This is a genomic window from Thiomonas sp. (assembly GCF_054608695.1).
The window spans coordinates 79,525-101,378 of sequence record NZ_JBTRXV010000002.1 but is presented as its reverse complement, the minus strand read 5'-3'; the positions used below and the strand labels follow the sequence as shown (position 1 = coordinate 101,378).

The window sequence follows — 21,854 nt, the reverse complement described above, 5'->3', positions numbered from 1 at the left end:
CCTCACCGCAGCTTCAGGCTGGCGAGGCCAGCGAGACACAACATCATGGTGACGATCCAGAAGCGGATCACCACCTGCGATTCCTTCACCCCGAGTTGCTCGAAGTGGTGGTGCAGCGGCGCCATCTTGAAAATGCGCCGGCCTTGCCCGTATTTCTTTTTGGTGTACTTGAAATACGTCACCTGGATCATCACCGACACGGTTTCGGCGACGAACACCCCGCCCATGATGAACAGCACGATCTCTTGCCGCACGATCACGGCAATGGTGCCCAAAGCGGCGCCCAGCGCCAGCGCACCAACGTCACCCATGAACACCTGCGCCGGGTAGGCGTTGTACCAGAGGAAAGCCAGCCCGGCGCCGACCATGGCGCCGATGAAAATGAGCAACTCGCCCGTGCCCGGGATGTAGGGGAACAGCAGGTATTTGGAGAACACCGCGTTGCCCGTGACGTAGGCGAACACGCCCAGCGAGCCGCCCACCATGACCGTGGGCATGATGGCCAGGCCGTCGGCACCGTCGGTGAGATTCACCGCGTTGCTGGAGCCGACGATGACGAAATAGGTCAGCAGGATGAAGCCCAGCATGCCCAGCGGATAACTCACCGATTTGAAGAAGGGCACGATGAGGTCGGCCGCGGGCGGCAGCGGCATGGACAGGCCGCTCTTGAGCCATTCGACGAACAGGTGCAGCACCTGGGCATTGCCCCTGCCCGACACCGCGAACGCCAGATAGAACGCCGCCAGCAGGCCGATCAGCGACTGCCAGAAATACTTGTCGCGCGAGCGCATGCCGTTGGGGTCGCGGTAGACCACCTTGCGGTAATCGTCGGCCCAGCCGATGGCGCCGAAACCCAGCGTGACGATGAGCACGAGCCAGACGAAACGGTTGGACAAGTCCATCCACAGCAGCGTGGAGGCGGTGATGGCGATGAGGATGAGCACCCCGCCCATGGTGGGGGTGCCGGTCTTGATCAGATGGGTCTGCGGCCCGTCCTGCCGCACCGCCTGGCCCACCTTCATCGCGGTGAGCTTGCGGATCACCGCAGGCCCGGCGGCCAGGCCGATGAACAGCGCCGTGAGCGTGCTCATCACGGCACGGAAGGTGATGTAGTTGAACACCCGGAAAAACCGCAGCTCGGGTGAAACGCTCATCAACCACATGGCCAGGCTATGCAGCATGACTGGCCTCCTTCGCGCCGGCGCTCGGCGGCGTGCCCAAGCCCTGCAGCGCGCGCACCACCCGCTCCATGCGCATGAAGCGCGAGCCCTTCACCAGCACCGCGTCGAAACCCTGCAGCGCGGCGACATCGACCGCCAAGGCCTCGACATTTGCCGCGTGGCGCACCGCGACACCATCCTGCCCCGCGGCATCGGCCGCATGACGCGCGAGATCACCCACGGCCCAGACGGCGTCGATGCGGCGTGCGGCGGCATGGCTGCCGGCCTCGGCGTGAAACGCCGGACCTTGCGTGCCGACTTCACCCATATCGCCCAGCACCAGCAGGCGGCGCCCGGGCAGTGCGGCGAGGGCGTCGATCGCGGCGCGCACCGAATCCGGGTTGGCGTTGTAGCTGTCGTCGATCAGGCTGATGGCATGTCCGCCGGGCAGCTCGAGCCGGCTGCGCTGCATGCGCCCGGCCACCGGGCGGAACGTCTCCAGCCCGGCCACCACCGCGTCGAGCGGGGCGCCGCAAGCCAGCGCCACGGCCGCTGCGGCCAGGGCGTTGTGCGCGTTGTGCGCGCCCATCACCTGCAACTGCACGCGGGCCTCGCCTGCAGGTGAGCGCAGGTGCAAGCGCATGCCCGGCTCGGCGTTCGCGGCTGCCTGATAGGCCATCTCGGCCCAGCCACTGACCTCGGCGGCGGGCGGCGCCTCGGTCACCTCGTGCAGCGCGAAGCGCATGAGGCGGCGCCCTGCGGCCAGCGACTGCCATAGCGGCGCATAGCTGTCGCTGGCGGGGTAGACGGCGACGCCGCTCGGCGCGAGCGCGGCGAGCACGCTGCCGTTCTCGCGTGCCACGGCTTCCACCGTGTGCATGAATTCCTGGTGCTCGCGCTGCGCGTTGTTGACCAGTGCGACGGTCGGCTCGGCGATGGCCGCCAGCCGCGCCACTTCGCCCGGGTGGTTCATGCCCAGCTCCACCACCCCGGCCAGGTGTTGCGGCTGCAGGCGCAGCAAGGTGAGCGGCAGGCCGACCTCGTTGTTGAAATTGCCTTGCGTCGCCAAGCGCCCGTCCTCGCCCAGCCAGGCGGCGAGGATGGCGGCGATCATTTGCGTCACCGTGGTCTTGCCGTTGCTGCCGGTGACGGCGGCGAGCGCCATGGCGCCTTGCTGGCGGCGCCAGGCTTGGCTAAGCCGGCCCAGTGCCTGCAGGCTGTCGGCCACTTCCACGCCGGGCAGGCCGCATGGCGCCACGCCGCGTTCGGCCAGCACGGCGGCAGCGCCGGCTGCCGCCGCCTGGGGCAGGAAGTCGTGGGCGTCGAAGCGTTCGCCGCGCAGCGCGACGAACAGGTCGCCAGGACGCAGGCTGCGGGTGTCGGTGCAAACGCGGGTGATCGGCGTGAGCGCATCGCCATGCAATCGGCCACCGACCCAGGCCTGCAGTTCGCGCAGGGCGAACAACCCGCCGCCGCGCTGCGCCAGGGCGAGGCGGGCATGGAACACATCCGAGAACGGCGCCTTGCGTCCGTCTTGTTCCTGCGTCGTCTCATGCCCCTTGCCGGCCAGCAGCACGACATCCGCAGCAGCGGCATGGGCCACGGTTTCGGCGATGGCCTGGGCGCGGTCGGCCACGACCAGGCCCTGCACCGGCGCGACCATGCCTTGCAGCAGGTCGTCGAGGATGGCTTGCGGCGCTTCGCTGCGCGGGTTGTCGCTGGTCAGCACGACACGGTCGGCCAAGCCTTCGGCAGCGGCGGCCATCGGCGCGCGTTTGCTGCGGTCGCGGTCACCACCGGCACCCAGCAGGCACCACAGTTTGCCGCCACGCGCCTGCGCTGCGGGGCGCAAGGCCTGCAGCGCCTGGGCGATGGCATCGGGGGTGTGGGCGTAGTCCACCACCACCAGCGGCGCGTCGCGTCCACCCATCAACTGCATGCGCCCGGGTGGCGGGGCGATGGCGCCAAGCGCCTGCACGATGGCCTCGAAGCCCAGACCGCAGCTTTGCAGCAGGCCGCACACGACCAGCACATTGGCGACGTTGAAGCGCCCGACCAGCGGCAGCGCAACCTGCGCCCGCTGCGCGGCGTGACACAACTCGACGGCCATGCCAGTGGGCGTGTCGGCAAGCTCGGCCCGCCAGTCGGCAGGCTGGTCCAGCGCGGTGGTGATGACGCGCATGCCACGCTGCGCCGTGTGTTGCGCCAGGGCTGCGCCCATGGCGTCGTCGATGTTGAGCACCGCGGCTTGCAGCCCGTGGGCGTCGAACAAGCGGCGCTTGGCGGCGGCATAGGCGGCCATATCGCCGTGGTAGTCGAGATGGTCTTGCGTCAGATTGGTGAAGCCGGCGGTGTGAACCTGCAGGCCAGCGAGGCGCCCTTCCTCGATGCCGATGGACGAGGCTTCGAGGGCGACATGGCGCACCCCCTGCGCCAGCATCGCCGCCAGTTCGCGCTGCAGGCGCACCGGGTCGGGTGTGGTCAGGCCGGTGGCTTGCAGTGCGCCGGGCAGGCCCGCGCCCAGGGTGCCGACCACGCCGCAAGGCTTGCCGGCGGCGGCCAGCGCCTGCGCCGCCCAGAGTGCGCAGGAGGTCTTGCCATTGGTGCCGGTGATGGCCAGCACGGTCATGTGGCGCGAGGGCTGGCCGTACCAGGCGGCGGCAAGTTCGCCGGCCAGCGCTTTCAGGCCGCGCACGCGCAGCGTGGCGGGCGGCAGATCGAAGCCATCGGCACCGTCGTCCTCCACCAGGGCGGCCACGGCGCCACGAGCGAAGGCCTCGGGCAGATGGCGCCGTCCATCGCTGGCGGCGCCGGGCCAGGCGATGAACAGATCGCCGGCTTGCACCTGGCGCGAGTCGCAAGTCCAGGCTGCCCCGGCTGGAACCGCGGCGGCACGCACGGCATGCAGCACGGCGCCGACGGAGCCGGGCGCGGCGCTCACGCACCCTCCTTGTGGAGTGCGCTTGCGGGCTTGGAGGGCTGGGCGGCGGCGGTGATGGCCGGGGCCACGTCGGGCTTGACCGGCAGGTCCGGCGGCACGCCGAGAATGCGCAGCGCCTGCGGCACCACGCTGGCGAACACCGGAGCCGAGACGTCGCCGCCGAAATGCTTGCCGCCGCTGGGCTGGTCGACCGAGATGGCCATGACGATGCGTGGATGGCCGATGGGTGCCATGCCGACGAACTGGGCGCGGAACAGGTGCTTGTCGTAGCCCTTGCCCTTCCAGATCCAGGCGGTGCCGGTCTTGCCCCCGGTGGTGTAACCCGGCACGGCGGCGCCGGGTGCGGTACCGCCTTGCTGCGTGACCAAGGCCAGCATGCTGCGCATCTCACGCGCCACCAGCGGCGACACCACTTGCACGCCTTGCGGTGTGGCGGTGCTTTTCAACAGGGTTGCCGGAATGATGCGGCCATGGTTGGCGAACAACAGATAGGCATGCGCCAACTGGAAGGTGGAGACCGAGATGCCGTAGCCGAAGCCCTGGGTCACGGCGTCGATCGGACGCCATTTCTCCCACGGCCGCACCAGACCGCTGGCCGCGCCCGGAAACGGCACCTGCGGACGCTGGCCGAGGCCGACCGCGGTGTACATATCCCACTGGATGCGCGGATTCATGCGCATGACGATCTTGCTCGTCGCCACGTTGCTGGAATACTGGATGACCTGGGGCAGCGCGATGGTGCCGTTGTCCAAGTCGTCGCAGATGTTGTTGCCGTAGACGTTGAGGCAGCCGGGCGCCGTGTGGAACTCGGTCTGCGGCGTCACCACACCCGCCTGCAGCGCGGCGGCGATGGTGATGGGCTTCATCACCGAGCCGGGCTCGAAGGTGTCGGTCAGCGCGTAGTTGCGCATGTCCGACTGGGTCATGTCGCGGCGATGGTTGGGATCGAAACTGGGGTAGTTGGCCATGGCCAGCACCTGGCCGTTGGTGGCGTCGAGCACCACGGCGCTGCCGTTCTTGGCCTTGTTGTTCACCACCGCATCTTTCAAGGCCTGGTAGGTGAGGTACTGGATCTTGCTGTCGATCGACAGTTGCACGTCGTCGCCGTTCACCGGGGGCACGCCGCCACCGACGTCCTCGATCACATTGCCGAGGCGGTCGCGCATGACCTTGCGCGTACCCGAATGGCCGGCCAGGTCTTTCTGGAACGTGAGTTCGACGCCGGCCTGGCCCTGGTTCTCCAGGTCGGTAAAGCCCACCAGCTGCGCCGCGGCCGAACCTTCGGGGTAGTAGCGCTTGTAGCTGGGGGAGAAGTAGATGCCCTTGATGCCCAGCGCCTGCACCTTGCGCGCGGTGTCGATGTCGACCTGGCGCTTCACGTACACGAACTGCCTGTCCAGGCTCAGGCGACGCTGCAGTTCGGCCGCGTTGAGCTTGAGCAGTTGCGCCAGCTCGGCCACCTTGCGCGGATCGGCCTCCAGGGTTTCGGGGTCGGCCCAGATGGTTTTGACGGGGATGCTGGAGGCCAGAATATTGCCGTGGCGATCGAGAATGCGCCCGCGCATCGCGGGCAGTTCGATGGTGCGGATGAAGCGCAGATCACCCTGCTGCTGGTAGAAGTTGGTGGTGATGACCTGCACCCACAGCGCCCGCCCGATCAGGGCGATGAAGGCGAGGTAGAGCAGGCCCTTGACCAGCCAGGCGCGCCCGGGCGGCAGGCGCAGGCGCAACAGCGGACTGCTGTGCGCCTGGCGCGGAGCCGGACCGAGGTTACGCGATGAAAACGCCCCCAGGCCGCTGCCTTGCAGCAACCTCCCACCGAGAGGCATGCGAAAACTTGAGGCGGCCGCGCGCTTTTTCATGAGCTTCATCGCGTGGGAATGGATGCCGGCAGGCTGGGCAGCCGCGCGGCGCTGATGTAGTCGGTCCGCGCCGGCGTGACCGGCACCAGCCCCAGGGTGTTGCGCGCCAGCTCCTCGATGCGCCCGGGCACGGAGAGTGCGCGCACTTCCACCTGCAGGCGGTCGTGGTCGAGTTGCAGTTGCATCGCCCGCTGCTGCGCCGCGTCGAGCGCGGCAAAGGTGCGCCGCGCCTCGTACTGCGCCCGCACCACGAGCATGGCGCCGGCCATGGCGATGAGCAGCAGCAGCAGGTTCAGCCGCGTCATGCGCCCACCTCCGGCGCCGCTGCCGCGGCCACCACGCCAGGCAGGCGTTCGGCGGCGCGCAGCATGGCCGAGCGCGAACGCGGATTGGCCTTCACTTCGGCCGCAGCGGGGCGTTGCTTGGTCAACAGCTTCAAGCCCGGATGAAACGCCGCCGGCGCCACCGGCAGGCGCAGTTGCTCGCGCGTCTGTTCGGGCGCACGCGACTGCCGCGCCATGAACTGCTTCACGACGCGGTCTTCGAGTGAGTGAAAGCTGATGACCACGAGTCGCCCTCCATCAGCCAGCCTGGCCATCACCTGCGCGAGTGCCGCTTCGAGTTCGGCAAGCTCGGCATTGACGTGAATCCGAAGAGCTTGAAAGGTGCGCGTGGCCGGATCTTGCCCCGGTTCGCGACTGCGCACCGCTTGCGCCACGAGGCCGGCAAGCTCTGCGGTACGCGTGACGGGCTCGCCCCGTTCGCGGCGAGCCACAACCGCCTTTGCAATCGGGAAAGCAGCCCGTTCGTCGCCATAGTCTCTCAGCACCCGGGTGATGTCATCGACGCTGGCCTCGGCCAGGAATTGCGCCGCGGTCAGGCCGCGCGTGGTGTCCATGCGCATGTCCAGCGGGGCGTCGCCGCGAAAGCTGAATCCGCGCCGGGTCTCGTCGAGTTGTGGCGACGACACGCCCAGATCGAACAGCATGCCCTGCACCTTGGGCAAGTCCAGCCCATCCAGCACCGCGCCCAATTCGGAGAACGCGGCGTGCACCAGCGTCAGCCGCGCATCGGCCCGCGCCAAATCCTGGCCGGCGGCAATGGCCTGGGGGTCGCGGTCCAGCGCCACCACGCGCGCCTGCGGCCCCAGGCGCGCCAGCAACTCCCGCGTGTGGCCACCGCGACCGAAGGTTGCGTCCAGGTAGATGCCGGCCGGGTTGGTCAACAGCAGCTCGACGGCTTCGTGCAGCAAAACGGTGCGGTGCTGCAGCGGCGCTGCAGCGGTGGGGGCGGGGTTTGGCATCTGGAGTCACCTTCACACCACGATGTTGCGCACCGCTTCAGGCATGCCGGCCTCGATCACCGCCGCCTCGCGCGACTGGTGGGTGGCGCGGTCCCAGATCTCGAAATGCGAACCCATGCCGATCAAGTCGATCTCGCGCTCGATGCGCGCCGCCGCACGCAGTTCAGGCGAGATGAGCACACGCCCGGTGGCGTCGATCTCGGTCTCGGTGGCGTGGCCCAGATAGATGCGCTTCCAGCCCTGCGCCGCCATGGGCAGCTGGCTGATCTTGGCGCGAAATTCCTGCCATTGCGCGTCGCCGAACAACATCAGGCAGCCCTCGGGGCTTTTGGTCAGGGTCAACCGACCGGCAGCCTGCGCCAGCAGCATGTCGCGGTGGCGCGCAGGCACGGTCATGCGACCCTTGCCGTCCAGCGTCAACGCCGATATGCCAATGAACACGCGCTTCTCCGATTGCCTTCAGCGCAGAGCCCGGCCCCTGCACTTTTACCCACTTTTTTGCACTTGGCTGCACTGTAGGGGGCAAAAAGACCATCGTCAATAGGGCAAATTGAAAAATTGGCTTATCAAACAAGCACTTAGCGCTGCCATCAAAGCTGTGTTTTTGGACAGATAAAGTCAAAAAAATGCCCTTAAATGAAGCACTTGAATCCATAAGTGCAAGCGATACATTCGTGTCGAGGCCACTGCAAGGCGCGAAGCTGGCGATCGCCCTGCGCGGGGCACGGCGCATGGCCCGCATGTGGCCAGGTGCGGCCTGGCCTGGCCTGATGCAGGGCGCAAGAAGGCAGAACCCTGCGGCCGTCGTCTTCCCACTCATCCAGCATGCCGGCGCTGGGGTCCGACGCGGCCCTGGCTTGGCTTGGCTGGGCTCGGCCGCCAGGACCGCCCCCCTGGGTCACGGGAACCTGCCTCTTGTCGTACCGCTGGCAAGTCCATGCCATGCCCTGCCAGCCGGGGCGGCCATGGGTGAGCAGGTCGGCCAGGTTCGTTGCATTTGGGCACGAATGTCGCCTTGACCTGGGACTTTCGACGCTTTTAAACTGATTGCAAACGAGACGGCGATGGAGTTCGCCGCAACCGCCCCGGCGCCAGCCGGTGGCTGATGACTCCTACCCAGTGCCGCTGCGTGCGGCGGGCGATCTGCATGGGAGGAGTCGATGCAAGCACAAGCCGCATGGCAACAGATCGCCCAGGTGCTGGCGATTGTGTCGCTCTCTCCGCTGCTGCACGGCTTCATCGCCATGATGGAAGAGAAGGTGCAGCGCGGCGCAGGCCCCAGCCTGTTTCAGCCCTACCGCGACCTGGCCAAGTGGTTCCGCAAAGAACTCGTGGTGCCGCAAACCGCGTCGTGGATTTTCTGGGCCGCGCCGGTGGTGGCGTTCTCGGCCATGCTCACGGTGCCCATCCTCATCCCGGTGCTGACCAACTACCCGCTGCCGCTCTCGGACATGGGCGACATCCTGGGCGGCGGCCTCATGCTGACGCTGGGCGGCTTCGCCATCCTGCTCGCGGGCCTCGATAGCGGTCATCCCTATGGCGGGCTGGGGTCGAGCCGCGAGGCCATGCTGGCCATCCTGGCCGAGCCGACGCTGATCATGGTGTTCGTCGGCATCACCCTGCTGGCGCAGACCATGCTGCCCTTCGTCGTCAATCACCTGCTGGTGGCGCAGCCGGCGGTGTTCTGGGGCCCGGCGCATCTGTTCCTGGTGGCGGCGTTTTTCATTCTGCTCACGGTGGAAACCGAGCGCCTGCCGATCCATTCGAGCATCCACGACGAGATCTACATGATCGGCGAGGCGCGCATTCTCGAATACTCCGGCCCGCTGCTGGCGCTGCTGAAGTGGGCATCGTGGATGAAGCAGGCCATTCTCTACACCATCTTCCTCAATGTGCTGACCATCCCCTGGGGCTTGTCCATCCAGGGCACGACGCTGGGCATTCTGGGGGCGGCCGTGGCGCTGCTGGCCAAATGGTTCGCCCTCGGTCTGGTGATGGTGTTCGTCGATACCGCGCAGTCGCGCCTGCGCTTTTACCGCTATCAGGAGCCGCTGGCGCTGTCCTTCCTGATGGCCATCCTCGCCATCGTCGCGCGGCAGGTTTGAGCAGAGGGCAAGAGCCATGTTGATCTTCCACCTCGGCGGCGTGCAGGCATCCATCTTCAGCCTGCTGATCATCATCGCGCTCATCCTGGCCTTCGTCATGCTGGGCTCGCACTGGATCAAGAACCACATCCTGGCCTTCGCCGCCGAGTCATGGGTGATTGCGGCGCTGTCGCTGGCCATCGGCATCACCGGGCATTACCCGGAGCTGATTTTCATCGCCGCGCTGACCGCGCTGTTTCGCGGCACCCTGCTGCCGTATCTGCTGGTGCGCATCGTCAACGGCCTGGGGCAGAACCGCGAGTTCACGCCCTTGTTGCAACCGGCGTCGAGCATCGTGCTCGGCGGTTTTCTGGTGCTGTTTTCCTATGCGGTGGCGGAGAAGCTGGGCGTGCGCATGAACCTGGTGGACAACATCGCCGTGCTGGCGCTGACCGCCATGTTCGCGCTCAAGCTCATCGGCTTTCTGATGCTGGTGCTGCGCGCGGAGGCGGTGAGTTCCATCCTCGGCCTGCTGGTGATCGAGAACGGCATTTTTCTCGGCTCGCAAATCCTGGTGCCGGGCATGCCGCTGTTGCTGGAAATGGTGATCCTGTTCGACCTGCTGATCATCGTCTCCACCTTCGGCATGCTGATCCGCTTCCTGCACAAGGCAGTGGGCACGACCAGCAGCCGCGAACTCACGCGCTTGGTGGGGTGAGGCGATGACCAGCGAACGACGCGATTGGAGCAAGACGTGATCTGGAATGTCTTGTATGCCATCTGGGCCGTCACTGCGCTGGCGGCGGTGGGCAGTTGGGTGTCACGGCACTCGCGGCTGGCCGAGGCTCTGAATCTCGCCGCGGCGATCATCGACCTCATCCTGGTGGTCGTGCTGCTCATCGCCACGCCCGACACGGCGATCACCGCGCTGAACCACTACCTGCTGCTCGACGATTTCGGCGTGTGGGTGATGCTGTGCCTGGCCATCGTCTATCTGCTGGCCAGCATCTATGCCATTGGCTACATGCGCTGGATGCATGGCGAGCTGGCGCGGCTGCACCGCTTCTACAGCCTGTTCGCCGCGTTCGCGCTCACCATGTTCCTGGCACCGGTGCAGAACAACCCCGGGCTGTACTGGATCGCCATTGACCTCACCACCATCGTCAGCGCGTTTCTGGTGGGCTTTCAGCGCGCGCCGGAAAGCATCGAAGCGGCTTGGAAGTACATCGTCATCGTCTCCGCAGGTCTTGGTCTGGCGCTGCTGGGCACGGTGCTGTTTTACTGGGCCGGTACGTTCATCCTCGGCCCGGAGTACGACATGACCTGGGCCAACCTCGCCGGCATCGCCCCCAAGGCCGAGCCGGTGCTGCTGCTGCTCTCCTTCCTGCTGGTCTTGGTGGGCTTCGGCACCAAGGTCGGCCTGGCGCCGATGCACACCTGGCTGCCGGATGCGCACAGCGAGGGCCCGGCGCCGGTGTCGGCCATGCTGTCGGGTGCGCTGCTCAACTGCGCCATGCTGGGCATCGTGCGCTACCTCAACATCCTGCAGCACACCCGCATCGAGGCCACGGCGCGCACCGCACTCGTGGTGCTGGGCGCGTTCAGCCTGCTGGTGGCGGCGCTGTTCATCAGCCACCAGACCGTCATCAAGCGCCTCGCCGCCTATTCCAGCGTGGAGCACATGGGCGTGGTCGCGCTGGGCTTCGGTTTCGGCGGACCCCTGGGGGTGATCGGCGCGCTGTATCACATGCTCAATCACTCGCTCACCAAGTCGCTGGTGTTCTTCGGCGCGGGCAACACGATGCATGCTTACGCGAGCAAGGACATCGGCAAAATCCGCCGCGTGCTGCGCTTTTTTCCGCGCTCCGGAGCGATGTGGCTGGCCGGAGCCGTGGCCATCACCGGCGCGCCGCCTTTCGGTCTGTTCTTGAGTGAACTCACCATCCTGCGCGGCGGCATGGAAAGCGCCAATCCCTGGGCGGTGTGGTGGATGGCGGTGCTGCTCATCGTCATTTTCATCGGCTTTCTCAACCACTTCCGCGCGATGTATTTCGGCTCGCGGCCGGAGCATGCGCCACACCTGAAACTCCGCTTCACGCATGTGGCGCCAATGGCCGTGGCTCTGGCCGCCATCCTGCTGCTCGGGCTGTGGTGGTTGCCGCCGATCTGGAACCATCTGGCCGGCATCGCCGCGCAACTGGGAGGGGTGTGAGATGCGCCACTGCGACACCACCCGCCTGAGCCCTGCAGAGTTGCCCGCTGCCGCCGACGCCCTGCTCACCGCGCTGGGCGACACCCCCAGCGCCCATGGCCGCATGCAGATGGCCTACGCCTGCGGCTGCAGCGACGGCGGGCTGGACGTGATCTATGTCGTGAGCGCCCCCAGGTCGCCGCAAGCGGCTCCCGCCCCCCATGGGGGTGAGGCAGCCTTGGGGCGGCCCGGCGGCTTCCTCGGGAGCCAGGGCGCGAACCAGCCCTACAAAGTCTGGCGCGTGCGGCCTGAGGACCACACCCTGCCCTCGCTGGCGAACAAGCTGCCGTTGCTGGGCTGGTACGAGCGCGAGATGATGGACCTTGACGGCCTGCGCTTCACCGGCCACCCCGAGCCCAACCCGCTGGTGCTGCACGAAGGCATGCCGCGCCAACCAGCACCGCTTGCGCATGGTTTCGACATCCACGCCGCGGCTCTCGATTTCACGCCGCAGCCGCCCATCGTGCCGCAGGTCTTGGGGCCGGACATCCAGCGCCTGCCCTTCGGCCCGGTGCGGGCGGACATCGTGGAGTCCGCCCAATTCCTGTTCTTCTACATCGGCGAAGGCATCCTGCACTATCACCCGCGGCTGTTTTACAAACACCGCGCGATGGAAGCGCGTTTTCAAGTGCCCGGCGTCGCCTTGCGCGCTCCCGACCTCCGTGCGGGCGCGGTGCTCGCCGAGCGGGTCAGCGGCATCGACTCGGTGGCGCACGCGCTGGCGTTTGCGCAGGCGGTGGAAGGCGCGATGGGCTGGCGTGCGCCGCCGCGCTCGCGCTATCTGCGCGTCATCCTCGCGGAACTGGAGCGGCTCTACAACCACCTGCACTACCTCGGCCATCTGTCGAAGACCACCACGCTGAAAGTGGGCGAGGCGCAAGGGCTGTTGCTCGAAGAACGGCTCAAGCAGATCAACGCCAAACTCACTGGCAGCCGGTTCTTGCGCGGCCTCATCACCCCCGGCGGGTTGCGCCGCGACCTCGATGTGAGCGGCCTGGACGCCGCGCTCGACACCGTCACCGACGACATCGACAGCTATCTGCAGCGCCTTGAAAACACCCGCAGCCATCTCGACCGCCTGATGACGACCGGCCATCTCGACCGCCAGGTTGCGTTCGACCAGGGCGCATGAGGCCCGATCGAGCGCGCCAGCGACCTCGACCGCGACCTGCGCCGCGACCACCCTTACGCCAACTACGAGAAGATGCGCTTTTCCGTGCCGGTGCAAAAAACAGGTGACGCCCACGCCCGTTCGCTGGTGCGCATGGAGGAGATCCGCGAGTCGCTGGCGCTGATCCGCCAGGCCATCGGCCGCGTCAAGCCCGGTCCGGTGCTGCGGCACGAGGTGTTGGAACCAGCCGATCCCCATGGTGAAGGCCTGGGCTGGGTGGAAGGCACGCGCGGCGGCCTGCTGTATGCCGTGCATCTCGATGCCACGCGCACCCGGCTGCAGCGCGTCAAGATCAAAGACCCGTCGTTTTCCAACTGGCGGGTGTTCCCCTTCACCGTGGAGGACAGCAACATGATGGACTACGCCATCAACGAGGCCAGCTTCGGCCTGTCCGTCGCCGGTGCGGATCGGTAAGGAGACGAGCATGCCGGTATGGACCTGGTTCGGATTGCACAAGGGCCGCGCCACCACACCCTGGCCGCAGCGCCCCGGCCCCGACGGGCAGGAGGGCGTGCTCGGCCTGCCACGCTTCGACGCTACGCGCTGCACCGCGGCGCAGAGCGGCTGCAATGATTGCGTCGCCGCATGTCCAGCGTCCGCAATTGGCGTCGACACTGGCCAACATGTGCAACTCGACTACGCCCGCTGCGTCGGCTGCCAGCTTTGCACCGAGGTCTGCCCCGAGGGTGCGTTCAGCGTCAGCCACGACTGGGCCTTCGGCGTGCGCGACAAGGCGGATTTGTTGAACCATGGTTCGGTAAAAACCTCCCCACCCCAACCCTCCCCACAGCGTGGGGAGGGGGCGAATCACTCATCCACCGCCGCGTGGGGGATGTCGGGAGGAACAGAACAATCCTTGCATAGCGCCGTTCTCTCCTCCCCCACCGCGCGGGTGAGGTCGGGAGGGGGAGACTCGAACGAACAGGCGCTCACGCGGGAACTCAAAATCTTCGGCAAGAGCCTGCACGTCCGCCACGTCGATGCCGGCTCGTGCAACGGCTGCGAGAGCGAGCTGCAAGCCCTGCTCAACCCCTTCTACAACCTGCACCGGCTGGGTGTGTTCTTCACCCCGTCGCCGCGTTTCGCCGATCTGCTGCTGGTCACCGGCCCCGTCACTGCCGCGATGCGCGAGCCGCTGCTGCGCACCTATGAGGCCATGCCGCAGCCGCGCTGGGTGATGGCTGCGGGCACCTGCGCCACCGGCGGCGGCACCAATGGTGGCGGCTATGCCTGCCATCAGGGGCTGGAGGGCATCCTGCCGGTGGATGTGTGGCTGCCCGGCTGTCCGCCCAACCCGGCGGCGCTGATCGAAGCCCTGCTGATGCTGCTGCAACGCCGACCGCAGCGCGTCCATCAAGGCCGGCATGAACACGCCTGATGCCATCGCGCTGGCCGCCTTCGGCCTGGCCGCGCTGACCTGGGTGCTGGCGCTGCTGGCGGATTTGTTCACGGGTACGGCCCTGCCCCGCTTGCTTCTCGCGCTGGGCTGCGTGCTCGCCGCCGTCGGCGCGCTGTGGGGCCTGCCCAGCGGTGGCGCGGGGCAGGCCGTGCTGCAACTCGGCGATGCCCCCGTCATCTTCCACCCCGACGCCGCCGCGCTGTGGCTGATGCTGCCTGCGCTGCTGCCCGCCTTCTTTGCAACCCTGCGCGGCGGCGCCAAGCACACACGCGGCTGGGCCGCAGGCGCGGCGCTGTCGCTGCTCGGCGCTTTAGGCGTGTATGGCCTGCAAGACGGCGCGAGTTTTCTCATCGCCTGGGAGGTGATGGGTTTCGGCGGCGCGCTCATGCTGCTGGCCGACCATCGCAGCGTGCAGGCCGGGCACGACAACCTGTTCATGCTCGCGCTGCTGGAGGTGGGTGGCGTGGCCTTGCTGCTGGCGGTGTTGATGCTGGGGCAGCGTCTGGCCTTCGGCTCCTACGCCCTGCAGTGGACCGGATGGGGCGTGGCCCCGGCCTTCTTCCTCGGCCTGCTGTGGCTGGCAGGCTTCGGCGCCAAGCTCGGACTGCTGCCGTTTTACGAGTGGTATCCGGGGGCTTACGGCAGCGGCAGCGGCTCCACCGGCGCGCTCATGTCGGGCATCGTCCTGAACGCCGCCTACTTCGCCCTGGGCCGTGCGCTGCTGCAATGGATGGGCAACCCGCCCTGGCTGGCGGGCTTTGGTGTGGTGGTGCTGGCGGCGGGCATGTTCACCGCCATCCTCGCCATCCTCTACGCCTTCCAGCAAAGCGACTGGCGGCGGCTGCTGGCGTTTTCCTCCGCCGAGAACGCCGGGGTTGCCGTGACCGCGCTGGGCGCGGCGCTGATTTTCCGCGCCGGTGGCCAGGACATGCTGTCGGCGCTGGCCTGGACGGTGGGCATGCTTCACCTCATGGGCCACAGCCTGGCCAAGGGCAGCCTGTTTCTCACGGCCGATTCAGCCGCCGCGCTGCAGGGCAACCATCATCTGCGGCAAAGCGCCATCCTGCGCCATGCGCCGCTCACCCTCGGCCTGGGTGCGGTGTTCGCCGCCATGAGCCTGGCCGCCATGCCGCCCACCGCCGGGTTTGTGAGCGAGTGGTATTTGTTCCAGTCCCTGTTCCACGACTTCACCTTGAAAGGCGACGGCTCGCGCATCGCCCTGGCGCTGGCCGGAGCGGGCTTGGCGCTGACCACCGCCATCGCCCTGGCGACCATGGTCAAGCTGTTCGGCGTCGGCCTGCTGGGGCAGAACGAGGAGCACTCCGCGCAACATCGCAAACACCAGACGGAACTGACGGCATTGCAAAGGTTCTCCGTGTTCATCACCGGCCTGGCCGTGCCGGTGTTCGCCGTGACCCTGGTGTGGTGGCTGCCGCTGATGCAACAAGCCGCTTGGCCCGCCGCGAATGCTGCACGGCAAATGACCCATGGCTGGCTGCTGGTGCCGCTGTCGGCAGGGTTTGCCTTCATCTCCCCGGCCATGCTGGTGCTGGCCGTGCCGCTGTTGGCGCTGTTGCCGCTCTGGCTGGTCTGGGGCCGCAGGCGCTTTGCGGTACGCCGCGCGCCGCTGTGGTGCGGCGGCGAAGACTACGCCGCCCACGCCGGAGCGACCACCGCGCTGTCGTTCTCCAACGCGATGCGGGTGTTCTACAACTTTGTTTACCGCCCGCACAACGCCGTGGCGCGGCAGTTCGAAGGCAAGCCCTACTTTCTCAAGGAGCTGCAGTTCAGCTATTCGCAAGCCCCCGTGTTCGGCGCGCTGCTGTTCACCCCGGCGGTGCGCACGGTGCATGGGCTGGCGCGCCGATTGCGTTTTCTGCAGAACGGCCTGATGAACGCATATCTCGCCTACATCGGCATCCTGCTGGTGCTGGTGTTCGGACTGGTTCTGGTGTGGGCGCCGCCGACCTGATGCGCGCACAACGGCCGCCGCGAGCCACCCGCTGCAGAGAAAACAACAACAATCCCGGTTGCTGTCGTGCCGCTTTGGGCAGCGCGCCGGGCACGCATCGCGGCACTGCCCGCCCTTTCTTGATTTTCAGGACGTTTGATGGTTTCCGTTTACATCTCCGTTTTCGCCATCCTGGGCGCGTTCGCCCGGTATGGGCAGTCTCTCGTGGTGCAGGGCGTGCTCGGCGACGCCTTCCCGTTCGCCACCCTGTCGATCAATGTGCTGGGGTCGTTCCTGATGGGCTTCCTGTTCTTCGAAACGCTGGAGCGCATCAACGTCAGCCCGGAACTGCGCACAGGCATTCTCACCGGCGGCCTCGGCACCTACACCACGTTTTCCACCTTCTCCATCGAGGCCATTCATCTGCTCGAACTTGGGCACTTCATCCTGGCGGCACTCTATATCGGCGCGTCCGTGGTGTTGTCGGTCGCCGCCGCGTTCTTCGGCGCCTATCTGTCGCGCCATCTGCAATTCACCGCCTCCTGAGCGACGAGCGACTTCGATGACATTCCTCTACATCGCGATCTTCGCGCTCATCGGCGCCTTCAGCCGCTACGGACACACCATCGTCGTGCAGCGCGCGCTGGGGAGGTCGTTCCCCTTCGCCACCCTGTCGATCAATATCGTCGGCTCGTTCCTGATGGGCTTCCTGTTCTATGAAACCCTGAAGTACGCCGCCATCAACCCGGCCATGCGCACCGGCATCCTCACGGGTGGTGTCGGCACCTACACCACGTTTTCCACCTTTTCGTTGGAAACACTGACCCTGATTGAAAACGGCGAGGCGGCCAAGGCCGGGCTCTACGTGGTTCTGTCCGTCTTTCTGTCCATGCTGGGCACGGCGCTCGGCGCCTATTTTTCACACAACCTGGGAGTCTGACCCATGAAAACCGTCACGATGGCGCGCATCTACATCAAAGAAGGCGACAAGGTGCAGGGCCACAACCTGATGCATGAAATCTTCAAGCTGCTGCACGAACAGCACAAGGTCCACGGCGTCACCGTGTTTCGTGGCGTGGCCGGTTTCGGCAGCAAGGGGGAGGTGCATGCCGACGATCTGCTGCGCCTGAACGTGCATCTGCCGCTGGTGCTGGAGTTCTACGACGACCCCGAGGTGGTGGCCTCCGTGCTGCCCCGCATCCAACAGATGGTGCCCGCCGGGCATATCGTCTCCTGGCAGGCGCAGTGCGGCTGGGCCTGAGCATGCTGCCCGCGCAGCTCCGGCGCATGTTCGAGCGCGTCGCGCAACGCGGCTTGCCGCCGGGCAATGATGCGGGCGTCGCCCTCGCCTGTGGCGGCCAGCAACACGCGGGAGGCAACATCGTGCAGAAAAGCGCCGCCAGGGCCATCGCCGCGCATCGACCATGCCGGCCATGCTCGCGGTCTGCGCGTCGAACGCGGCGAGCTCATCGAGGAAGGTGGCGAACACACATGCCGCACCGATTGCGCAAAGGCGCGTCATGATGCGGTGCGCCAGTTCCAGCGCGTCGTCCAGGGTGGTCGAGGAAAACATTGCGTTCATCAACACGATGCTGCGCGGGCTGCCAATGTCCTCCACGCGCTCGAAATGGGTAAACATGCGGCCGAACAGCAACAGCGTGGCGCTGCTGGCCGCCACCGGCAGGCCCGGGCTGGCGATGTGGTGCAGTTGCCCGAAGGTACGCGCCAGCGTGGTCTTGCCGCCATGGTTGGGACCGGTGACGACGAGCATGCGCTCTTCCCCGCGCAAGGCAAAGCCGTTGCTGACCACCGCCTGTCCTGCCGCCACAAGATTGCGCGCCAGGGCGATGTCGAAGGCATCGTTCGCTTCGATCTGCCCGCGTTGCGTGGCGAGTTCGGGAAAGCACACGCGCAGACCGGCGCGGGTGAAGCGTTGCATGAAGTCGTGCCATGACAGATACCAGGCCAGTTCGCGGTCGAGACGCGGCAGGCGCGCATCGGCAAAAGCCTCATGCTCGGCGCGAAACCGCGCCAGACGGCCAAACACCTCGGGGGGCAGCATGGCCACGCGGTCGAGGATCATCCCCTCGACGTGATTGAGCCGCGAGGCGGGCGTGAATTGCGCGCGGCAATCGCGCACCTCGCCCTGGCGAAAGCGCGCGAAAGTGCGTGCGATCGCCGCGCTGTAGTCGGGCTCCGCCGGGTCTTGCAGCACGGTGCAAGGCGTGGTTTGTTCCTTGCGGGCAAAGCCGCCATACGCCGCATCAAAAATTTGATCGAGGAACAAATCGTGGAACACGTCGCGCCAATCCGCGCGCGGCTGCGCGGCCGCCTCGTGCACCTGCGACGGAAACGCGATGCTGTGAAAGACTGGCGGCTGGGTTTGCGGCGCGTCCATGAAAATCGGGTCTTTGTGCAACCAGCCGGCGTCGAGGTCGATCATGTCCTCGCTGGTGTCGTGACGCTTGCCGTTGAGCACGTTGGACATGGGGTTGGTATGCGTATACCCCCGATTGAACGGATACTCACGTTGCGCCGCTCGGAGAGGCCGCACCGGGAACAAAAAAGTTGCCGGTGGAGGGGAAAACACATCGCGTTGAATGGCACAGCGTCGCGCAGCAAGGCACTGGCCGACGGATGGATCAATCGGCGACAGGCATGAATGTGCTGTGGATGCTTGCATGGCTCCTCCCTGAACCTGAGACGACAGGATGCGCGGCTGGGGCGCGCATTGGGTAGGAGTCATCAGCCCTGTGAGGCTTGGCGGGCAAAGTATCGGCGAATCCATCGCCTTGTGCCCTCAGCCTAGGTCTGGCTTTCCCTGAGATCAGCAGCCAAACCGCATGCAGTTGTAAACGGTGGTTAGGCGGTAGGACGCGGTTTTGCATGCGTCGCAGCCAAGCTGGCGAACAGCGGCAAAGCGGCCAACTGCGTGACCAGACAGAACGCCACCCGCCAGTCCGGCGACACCTGAGACACCTGATAGAGCAGGCCGAGGACACTGCGCGAAGCTTCGTAGGTGCAATCGGCGAACTGGCTGAGCACGCCGATCGTCAACACGAAGGCCAGCGCCTGGCCTGGCGCTTGCGCGCGGGGCTAGCCAGCGGCGGCGTCGAAGTTCGGCGCCCGCATCAGTATTTCTGCCGCGCCGGAATCACGCCGCGTACGCCGCCCAGCGGGTCGTCCATGTCACCGTGGTAGCGGGGGATGAGATGCAGATGAACGTGGAGAATGCTCTGGCCGGCGGCCAGTCCGCAGTTCACGCCGAGGTTGAAGCCGTCGGCGTCGTGCTCGCGCTTGAGCAGGGTGCGGGCGTTGTCGGCCAGCGCGAGCAGGGAGCGCTTCTCGTCCCAGGTGGTGTCGAACCAGTCGGCCACATGGCGGTAGGGAATGATGAGCATGTGCCCCGGGGTCACCGGGTCGCGATCGAAAATCGCATAGGCCAGGTGATTGCGCAGTGCCGGTTCTGTGATCTGGCAGAACGGGCAGGGCTTGGTGGCGGACATCGTCGTCTCCTCGGCATGGTCCGACGCGCAGCGTGGCGACACGGAGCGCAGAACAGACATCATCAGCCGGGAGGCGGTTGGGGGCAGGAGGATGTCATCTCCTGGGATGCATGACAACAAAGTTGGGATCGGTGGCGTGTTTCGAATTGTCAGCTCAAATCAAATGGCCGTCAGCCAAAACTCACGCCACGCCGCGCAGATGGCTGGTGTCGTTGATGCGCGCTATGCCGACATGGCCGCCAGCGCTCAACTCCAGTTCGTTGATGCAGCAAGGGCTTTGCTCGATGCGCCAGTAGGCCGACAGCGGCAGGTCGAGCGCCTGCAACAGGATGACGCGATTGACGCTGTCGTGCGCCACCAGCACCACGGTGTCATGGGCATGGCGCGTCAGCAGCTGGCGCAAGGCATCGGCGGTGCGCAGCGCCACCGCCTGCAAAGACTCACCGCCGGGGAAGCGCATCCACTGCGGAGTTTGCTTCCACAGCGCGAAGTCGCGCGGAAACTGGGTGCGGGCTTCTTCATGGGTCTTCCACTGCCATTCGCCGTAGTCGAAATCGTCGATGCCCGCTTGCACCTGGGCGCTCAAGCCGCAGGCCGTGGCAATGGCAGCGCCGGTATCGCGGTAGCGCTGCATCGGGCTGGTGTAGATGGCGGCAGGTTTGCACTGCTCTGCGAGCGCCAAGCCGAGCGCGCCGGCCTGGCGCTGGCCGCGTTCGGTCAGGGCCAACTCCATCCGGCCGCGAAAGCGTGGCGGGCTGATGCCCTCGACCTCGCCATGACGGGTGAGCATGATCTGCATGGGATGCTCCTGCGTTGGACTGCACGCCGGCTGCGTGCTGCCTGCCGTGGCGTGGCTGGCCTCCCATGATGCATCCGCTCGCTGCTTTTGCGCCACTTCGGCGCATCCAACCGCAGCGCCCGAAGTGTTGCGATATCGCTCGGCGGGCGCAGCCGAAATGCCAGAACTGAAAACAGTGCGGAGCGGGCCAACAGTGCGGAGCGGGCCTGTAGGCCGGATTCTGTGCATCGGTTGCCCGACGTGGCAGCCATTCCTCTGGGCCGTGCGTTACCGCAGCGGCTCGTTGCCACCTACCCGCAGGCTCGCGCGGGCCGCGCTTTCACAAGGCCCGAAAGCCCTGCTTCGCCTGCCTATTTGGTGTTGCTCCGGGTGGAGGTTGCCGCGTTTCACGTCCACGCGGCTTGCGCCGCGCTTACTCGTCTCTGTGGTCCTGTTCGTCGCGTCACCGCGCACGGCCGTTAGCCGTCACCCCGCCCTGTGGAGTCCGGACCTTCCTCACCGCGCGGGTCGCCCCGCGCCAGCGCGGCTGCCCGGCCCGCTTCGCAACGTGCATTATCCGCGAACCATGCACCGGCAGGTATTTGATCTGGCTCAAGCCGCCGCCCGGCACAGATCTCTATCCTGTAAATTTGCGCGCCCTCCATGTCCATCGAACTCTACAAAGACCCGCAGCACGCCTGCGTGATGTTCACCGACCTCGTGCCCGAAGAGGCCGAGGCGGTGCAGGCCAACCAGTTCCTCATCGTCGACCACGACGAGGGGGTCATCCTCGACCCCGGCGGCAACATGACCTACAACGAGCTGAGCCTGACGATGCGCCAATATATCGCGCCTCAGCATCTGGATTACATCCTCGCCTCGCACGCCGACCCCGACATCATCGCCTCGCTGGATCGCTGGATGACCGCCACCCAGGCCAAGCTGGTCATCTCCAAGCTGTGGGCGCGTTTCGCGCCGCATTTTTGCAAGCTCGGCAAGACCGACGACCGCGTCATCGCCGTTCCCGACGAGGGCGGACGGCTGCGCTTCGGTCGTACCGAACTCTGGCTGCTGCCGGCGCACTTCATGCACGCGGAAGGCAATTTCCAGTTCTACGACCCGGTGAGCAAGATCCTGTTCTCGGGTGACCTGGGCGTGTCGCTCGTCAGCGGGGAGCAAGCTTCGCACTTCCTGGAAAGTCTGACCCCCATGCCGCCGGGCATGGAAGCCTTCCACCGCCGCTATATGGTGAGCAACAAGATTCTGAAGCTGTGGGCACGCATGGTGCGCGAGTTGGACATCGCGATGATCGCGCCCCAGCATGGCGCGCCGCTCAAGGGTGCGGCCATCGGCCAGTTGCTGGACTGGCTGGACAACCTGGACTGCGGCATCGACCTGATGGGGGCCGCGCAGTACCAGGTGCCAACGGCGGCGATGCGGATCTGATC

20 protein-coding genes, 1 other RNA gene and 2 riboswitches are annotated in these 21,854 nt (G+C 66.5%); of the genes, 10 read left to right on the top strand and 11 right to left on the bottom strand.

Annotated elements, in window-relative coordinates:
- Window positions 1–2 precede the first annotated feature (2 nt).
- From mraY to mraZ, 6 genes are read right to left on the bottom strand one after another with little or no spacing between them, the layout of a single operon-like run.
- Entirely contained in the window at window positions 3–1,181 is a 1,179-nt protein-coding gene (gene mraY, locus ACYCUK_RS02520) for a phospho-N-acetylmuramoyl-pentapeptide-transferase (RefSeq protein WP_461593262.1), read from the bottom strand.
- Window positions 1,171–4,101, bottom strand: coding sequence for a bifunctional UDP-N-acetylmuramoyl-L-alanyl-D-glutamate--2,6-diaminopimelate ligase MurE/UDP-N-acetylmuramoyl-tripeptide--D-alanyl-D-alanine ligase MurF (gene murF / locus ACYCUK_RS02515; RefSeq protein WP_461593261.1), 2,931 nt, complete (start codon window positions 4,099–4,101; stop codon window positions 1,171–1,173). The genes mraY and murF overlap by 11 nt, the downstream gene beginning before the upstream one ends.
- Window positions 4,098–5,972, bottom strand: coding sequence for a peptidoglycan D,D-transpeptidase FtsI family protein (locus ACYCUK_RS02510; protein WP_461593260.1), 1,875 nt, complete (start codon window positions 5,970–5,972; stop codon window positions 4,098–4,100). Before ACYCUK_RS02510 ends, murF begins: the two co-directional genes overlap by 4 nt.
- Window positions 5,969–6,268 (bottom strand): cell division protein FtsL, encoded by a 300-nt coding sequence (ftsL, locus tag ACYCUK_RS02505; RefSeq protein ID WP_461593259.1) that lies wholly within the window; start codon window positions 6,266–6,268, stop codon window positions 5,969–5,971. Before ftsL ends, ACYCUK_RS02510 begins: the two co-directional genes overlap by 4 nt.
- Window positions 6,265–7,266 (bottom strand): 16S rRNA (cytosine(1402)-N(4))-methyltransferase RsmH, encoded by a 1,002-nt coding sequence (gene rsmH / locus ACYCUK_RS02500; RefSeq protein ID WP_461593258.1) that lies wholly within the window; start codon window positions 7,264–7,266, stop codon window positions 6,265–6,267. The genes ftsL and rsmH overlap by 4 nt, the downstream gene beginning before the upstream one ends.
- A gap of 12 nt (window positions 7,267–7,278) precedes the next feature.
- Window positions 7,279–7,707, bottom strand: a complete 429-nt coding sequence (gene mraZ / locus ACYCUK_RS02495; protein WP_461593257.1) for a division/cell wall cluster transcriptional repressor MraZ — start codon at window positions 7,705–7,707, stop codon at window positions 7,279–7,281.
- A 610-nt stretch (window positions 7,708–8,317) separates the two neighbouring features.
- Window positions 8,318–8,388, top strand: a riboswitch (Fluoride riboswitch).
- 38 nt (window positions 8,389–8,426) lie between these two features.
- On the opposite strand from mraZ, the gene ACYCUK_RS02490 reads away from it, so the two are divergent.
- The 9 genes from ACYCUK_RS02490 to crcB all read left to right on the top strand — a co-directional run bounded on the left by ACYCUK_RS02490 (window position 8,427) and on the right by crcB (window position 17,062).
- Window positions 8,427–9,371: a respiratory chain complex I subunit 1 family protein gene (locus ACYCUK_RS02490; protein ID WP_461593256.1), complete on the top strand. Its 945-nt coding sequence runs from the start codon at window positions 8,427–8,429 to the stop codon at window positions 9,369–9,371.
- Between the two features lie 16 nt (window positions 9,372–9,387).
- Window positions 9,388–10,068, top strand: a complete 681-nt coding sequence (locus ACYCUK_RS02485; RefSeq protein ID WP_461593255.1) for a hydrogenase — start codon at window positions 9,388–9,390, stop codon at window positions 10,066–10,068.
- A 36-nt stretch (window positions 10,069–10,104) separates the two neighbouring features.
- Complete coding sequence (locus tag ACYCUK_RS02480; RefSeq protein ID WP_461593254.1) at window positions 10,105–11,562, top strand: proton-conducting transporter transmembrane domain-containing protein; 1,458 nt, start codon at window positions 10,105–10,107, stop codon at window positions 11,560–11,562.
- A 1-nt stretch (window position 11,563) separates the two neighbouring features.
- Window positions 11,564–12,733 (top strand): NADH-quinone oxidoreductase subunit C, encoded by a 1,170-nt coding sequence (locus tag ACYCUK_RS02475; protein ID WP_461593253.1) that lies wholly within the window; start codon window positions 11,564–11,566, stop codon window positions 12,731–12,733.
- A gap of 6 nt (window positions 12,734–12,739) precedes the next feature.
- Window positions 12,740–13,186 (top strand): NADH-quinone oxidoreductase subunit D-related protein, encoded by a 447-nt coding sequence (locus ACYCUK_RS02470; RefSeq protein ID WP_461593309.1) that lies wholly within the window; start codon window positions 12,740–12,742, stop codon window positions 13,184–13,186.
- A 10-nt stretch (window positions 13,187–13,196) separates the two neighbouring features.
- Window positions 13,197–14,150: an NADH-quinone oxidoreductase subunit NuoB gene (gene nuoB / locus ACYCUK_RS02465; protein WP_461593252.1), complete on the top strand. Its 954-nt coding sequence runs from the start codon at window positions 13,197–13,199 to the stop codon at window positions 14,148–14,150.
- On the top strand, window positions 14,137–16,143 hold the full coding sequence (locus ACYCUK_RS02460) for a proton-conducting transporter transmembrane domain-containing protein (RefSeq protein ID WP_461593251.1): 2,007 nt from the start codon (window positions 14,137–14,139) through the stop codon (window positions 16,141–16,143). Before nuoB ends, ACYCUK_RS02460 begins: the two co-directional genes overlap by 14 nt.
- A 138-nt stretch (window positions 16,144–16,281) precedes the next feature.
- Window positions 16,282–16,668, top strand: a complete 387-nt coding sequence (locus tag ACYCUK_RS02455; protein WP_461593250.1) for a fluoride efflux transporter FluC — start codon at window positions 16,282–16,284, stop codon at window positions 16,666–16,668.
- 16 nt (window positions 16,669–16,684) lie between these two features.
- Window positions 16,685–17,062 carry a fluoride efflux transporter CrcB gene (crcB, locus tag ACYCUK_RS02450; RefSeq protein WP_461593249.1) on the top strand — a complete coding sequence of 126 codons (378 nt, stop codon included), beginning with the start codon at window positions 16,685–16,687 and terminating at the stop codon, window positions 17,060–17,062.
- Here the strand turns inward: crcB and ACYCUK_RS02445 are convergent.
- The 5 genes from ACYCUK_RS02445 to rnpB form a co-directional block, all read right to left on the bottom strand.
- Window positions 17,042–18,610 (bottom strand): P-loop NTPase family protein, encoded by a 1,569-nt coding sequence (locus tag ACYCUK_RS02445; RefSeq protein ID WP_461593248.1) that lies wholly within the window; start codon window positions 18,608–18,610, stop codon window positions 17,042–17,044. The genes crcB and ACYCUK_RS02445 overlap by 21 nt on opposite strands.
- A 374-nt stretch (window positions 18,611–18,984) precedes the next feature.
- The gene (locus ACYCUK_RS02440; RefSeq protein WP_461593247.1) at window positions 18,985–19,182 is read right to left on the bottom strand and encodes a hypothetical protein; all 198 of its coding nucleotides are present in this window, start codon (window positions 19,180–19,182) and stop codon (window positions 18,985–18,987) included.
- Window positions 19,183–19,253: 71 nt separating this feature from the next.
- Window positions 19,254–19,628, bottom strand: a complete 375-nt coding sequence (locus ACYCUK_RS02435) for an HIT family protein (RefSeq protein ID WP_461593246.1) — start codon at window positions 19,626–19,628, stop codon at window positions 19,254–19,256.
- A 46-nt stretch (window positions 19,629–19,674) separates the two neighbouring features.
- Window positions 19,675–19,739: riboswitch (Fluoride riboswitch) on the bottom strand.
- Window positions 19,740–19,809: 70 nt separating this feature from the next.
- Complete coding sequence (locus ACYCUK_RS02430; protein ID WP_461593245.1) at window positions 19,810–20,427, bottom strand: histidine phosphatase family protein; 618 nt, start codon at window positions 20,425–20,427, stop codon at window positions 19,810–19,812.
- A 193-nt stretch (window positions 20,428–20,620) separates the two neighbouring features.
- Window positions 20,621–20,969: RNase P RNA component class A (gene rnpB, locus ACYCUK_RS02425), an RNA gene on the bottom strand.
- A 100-nt stretch (window positions 20,970–21,069) separates the two neighbouring features.
- Here rnpB and ACYCUK_RS02420 point away from each other — a divergent pair.
- Window positions 21,070–21,852 (top strand): oxygen-binding di-iron domain-containing protein, encoded by a 783-nt coding sequence (locus tag ACYCUK_RS02420; RefSeq protein ID WP_461593244.1) that lies wholly within the window; start codon window positions 21,070–21,072, stop codon window positions 21,850–21,852.
- Window positions 21,853–21,854 lie beyond the last annotated feature (2 nt).

Bases quoted from the DNA above. Each gene is read 5' to 3' on its own strand.
- mraY (WP_461593262.1), bottom strand. From the start codon at position 1,181: ATGCTGCATAGCCTGGCCATGTGGTTGATGAGCGTTTCACCCGAGCTG.
- ACYCUK_RS02510 (WP_461593260.1), bottom strand. From the start codon at position 5,972: ATGAAGCTCATGAAAAAGCGCGCGGCCGCCTCAAGTTTTCGCATGCCT.
- ftsL (WP_461593259.1), bottom strand. From the start codon at position 6,268: ATGACGCGGCTGAACCTGCTGCTGCTGCTCATCGCCATGGCCGGCGCC.
- rsmH (WP_461593258.1), bottom strand. From the start codon at position 7,266: ATGCCAAACCCCGCCCCCACCGCTGCAGCGCCGCTGCAGCACCGCACC.
- ACYCUK_RS02490 (WP_461593256.1), top strand. From the start codon at position 8,427: ATGCAAGCACAAGCCGCATGGCAACAGATCGCCCAGGTGCTGGCGATT.
- ACYCUK_RS02485 (WP_461593255.1), top strand. From the start codon at position 9,388: ATGTTGATCTTCCACCTCGGCGGCGTGCAGGCATCCATCTTCAGCCTG.
- ACYCUK_RS02475 (WP_461593253.1), top strand. From the start codon at position 11,564: ATGCGCCACTGCGACACCACCCGCCTGAGCCCTGCAGAGTTGCCCGCT.
- nuoB (WP_461593252.1), top strand. From the start codon at position 13,197: ATGCCGGTATGGACCTGGTTCGGATTGCACAAGGGCCGCGCCACCACA.
- ACYCUK_RS02460 (WP_461593251.1), top strand. From the start codon at position 14,137: ATGAACACGCCTGATGCCATCGCGCTGGCCGCCTTCGGCCTGGCCGCG.
- ACYCUK_RS02455 (WP_461593250.1), top strand. From the start codon at position 16,282: ATGGTTTCCGTTTACATCTCCGTTTTCGCCATCCTGGGCGCGTTCGCC.
- crcB (WP_461593249.1), top strand. From the start codon at position 16,685: ATGACATTCCTCTACATCGCGATCTTCGCGCTCATCGGCGCCTTCAGC.
- ACYCUK_RS02445 (WP_461593248.1), bottom strand. From the start codon at position 18,610: ATGTCCAACGTGCTCAACGGCAAGCGTCACGACACCAGCGAGGACATG.
- ACYCUK_RS02435 (WP_461593246.1), bottom strand. From the start codon at position 19,628: ATGTCCGCCACCAAGCCCTGCCCGTTCTGCCAGATCACAGAACCGGCA.
- ACYCUK_RS02430 (WP_461593245.1), bottom strand. From the start codon at position 20,427: ATGCAGATCATGCTCACCCGTCATGGCGAGGTCGAGGGCATCAGCCCG.
- ACYCUK_RS02420 (WP_461593244.1), top strand. From the start codon at position 21,070: ATGTCCATCGAACTCTACAAAGACCCGCAGCACGCCTGCGTGATGTTC.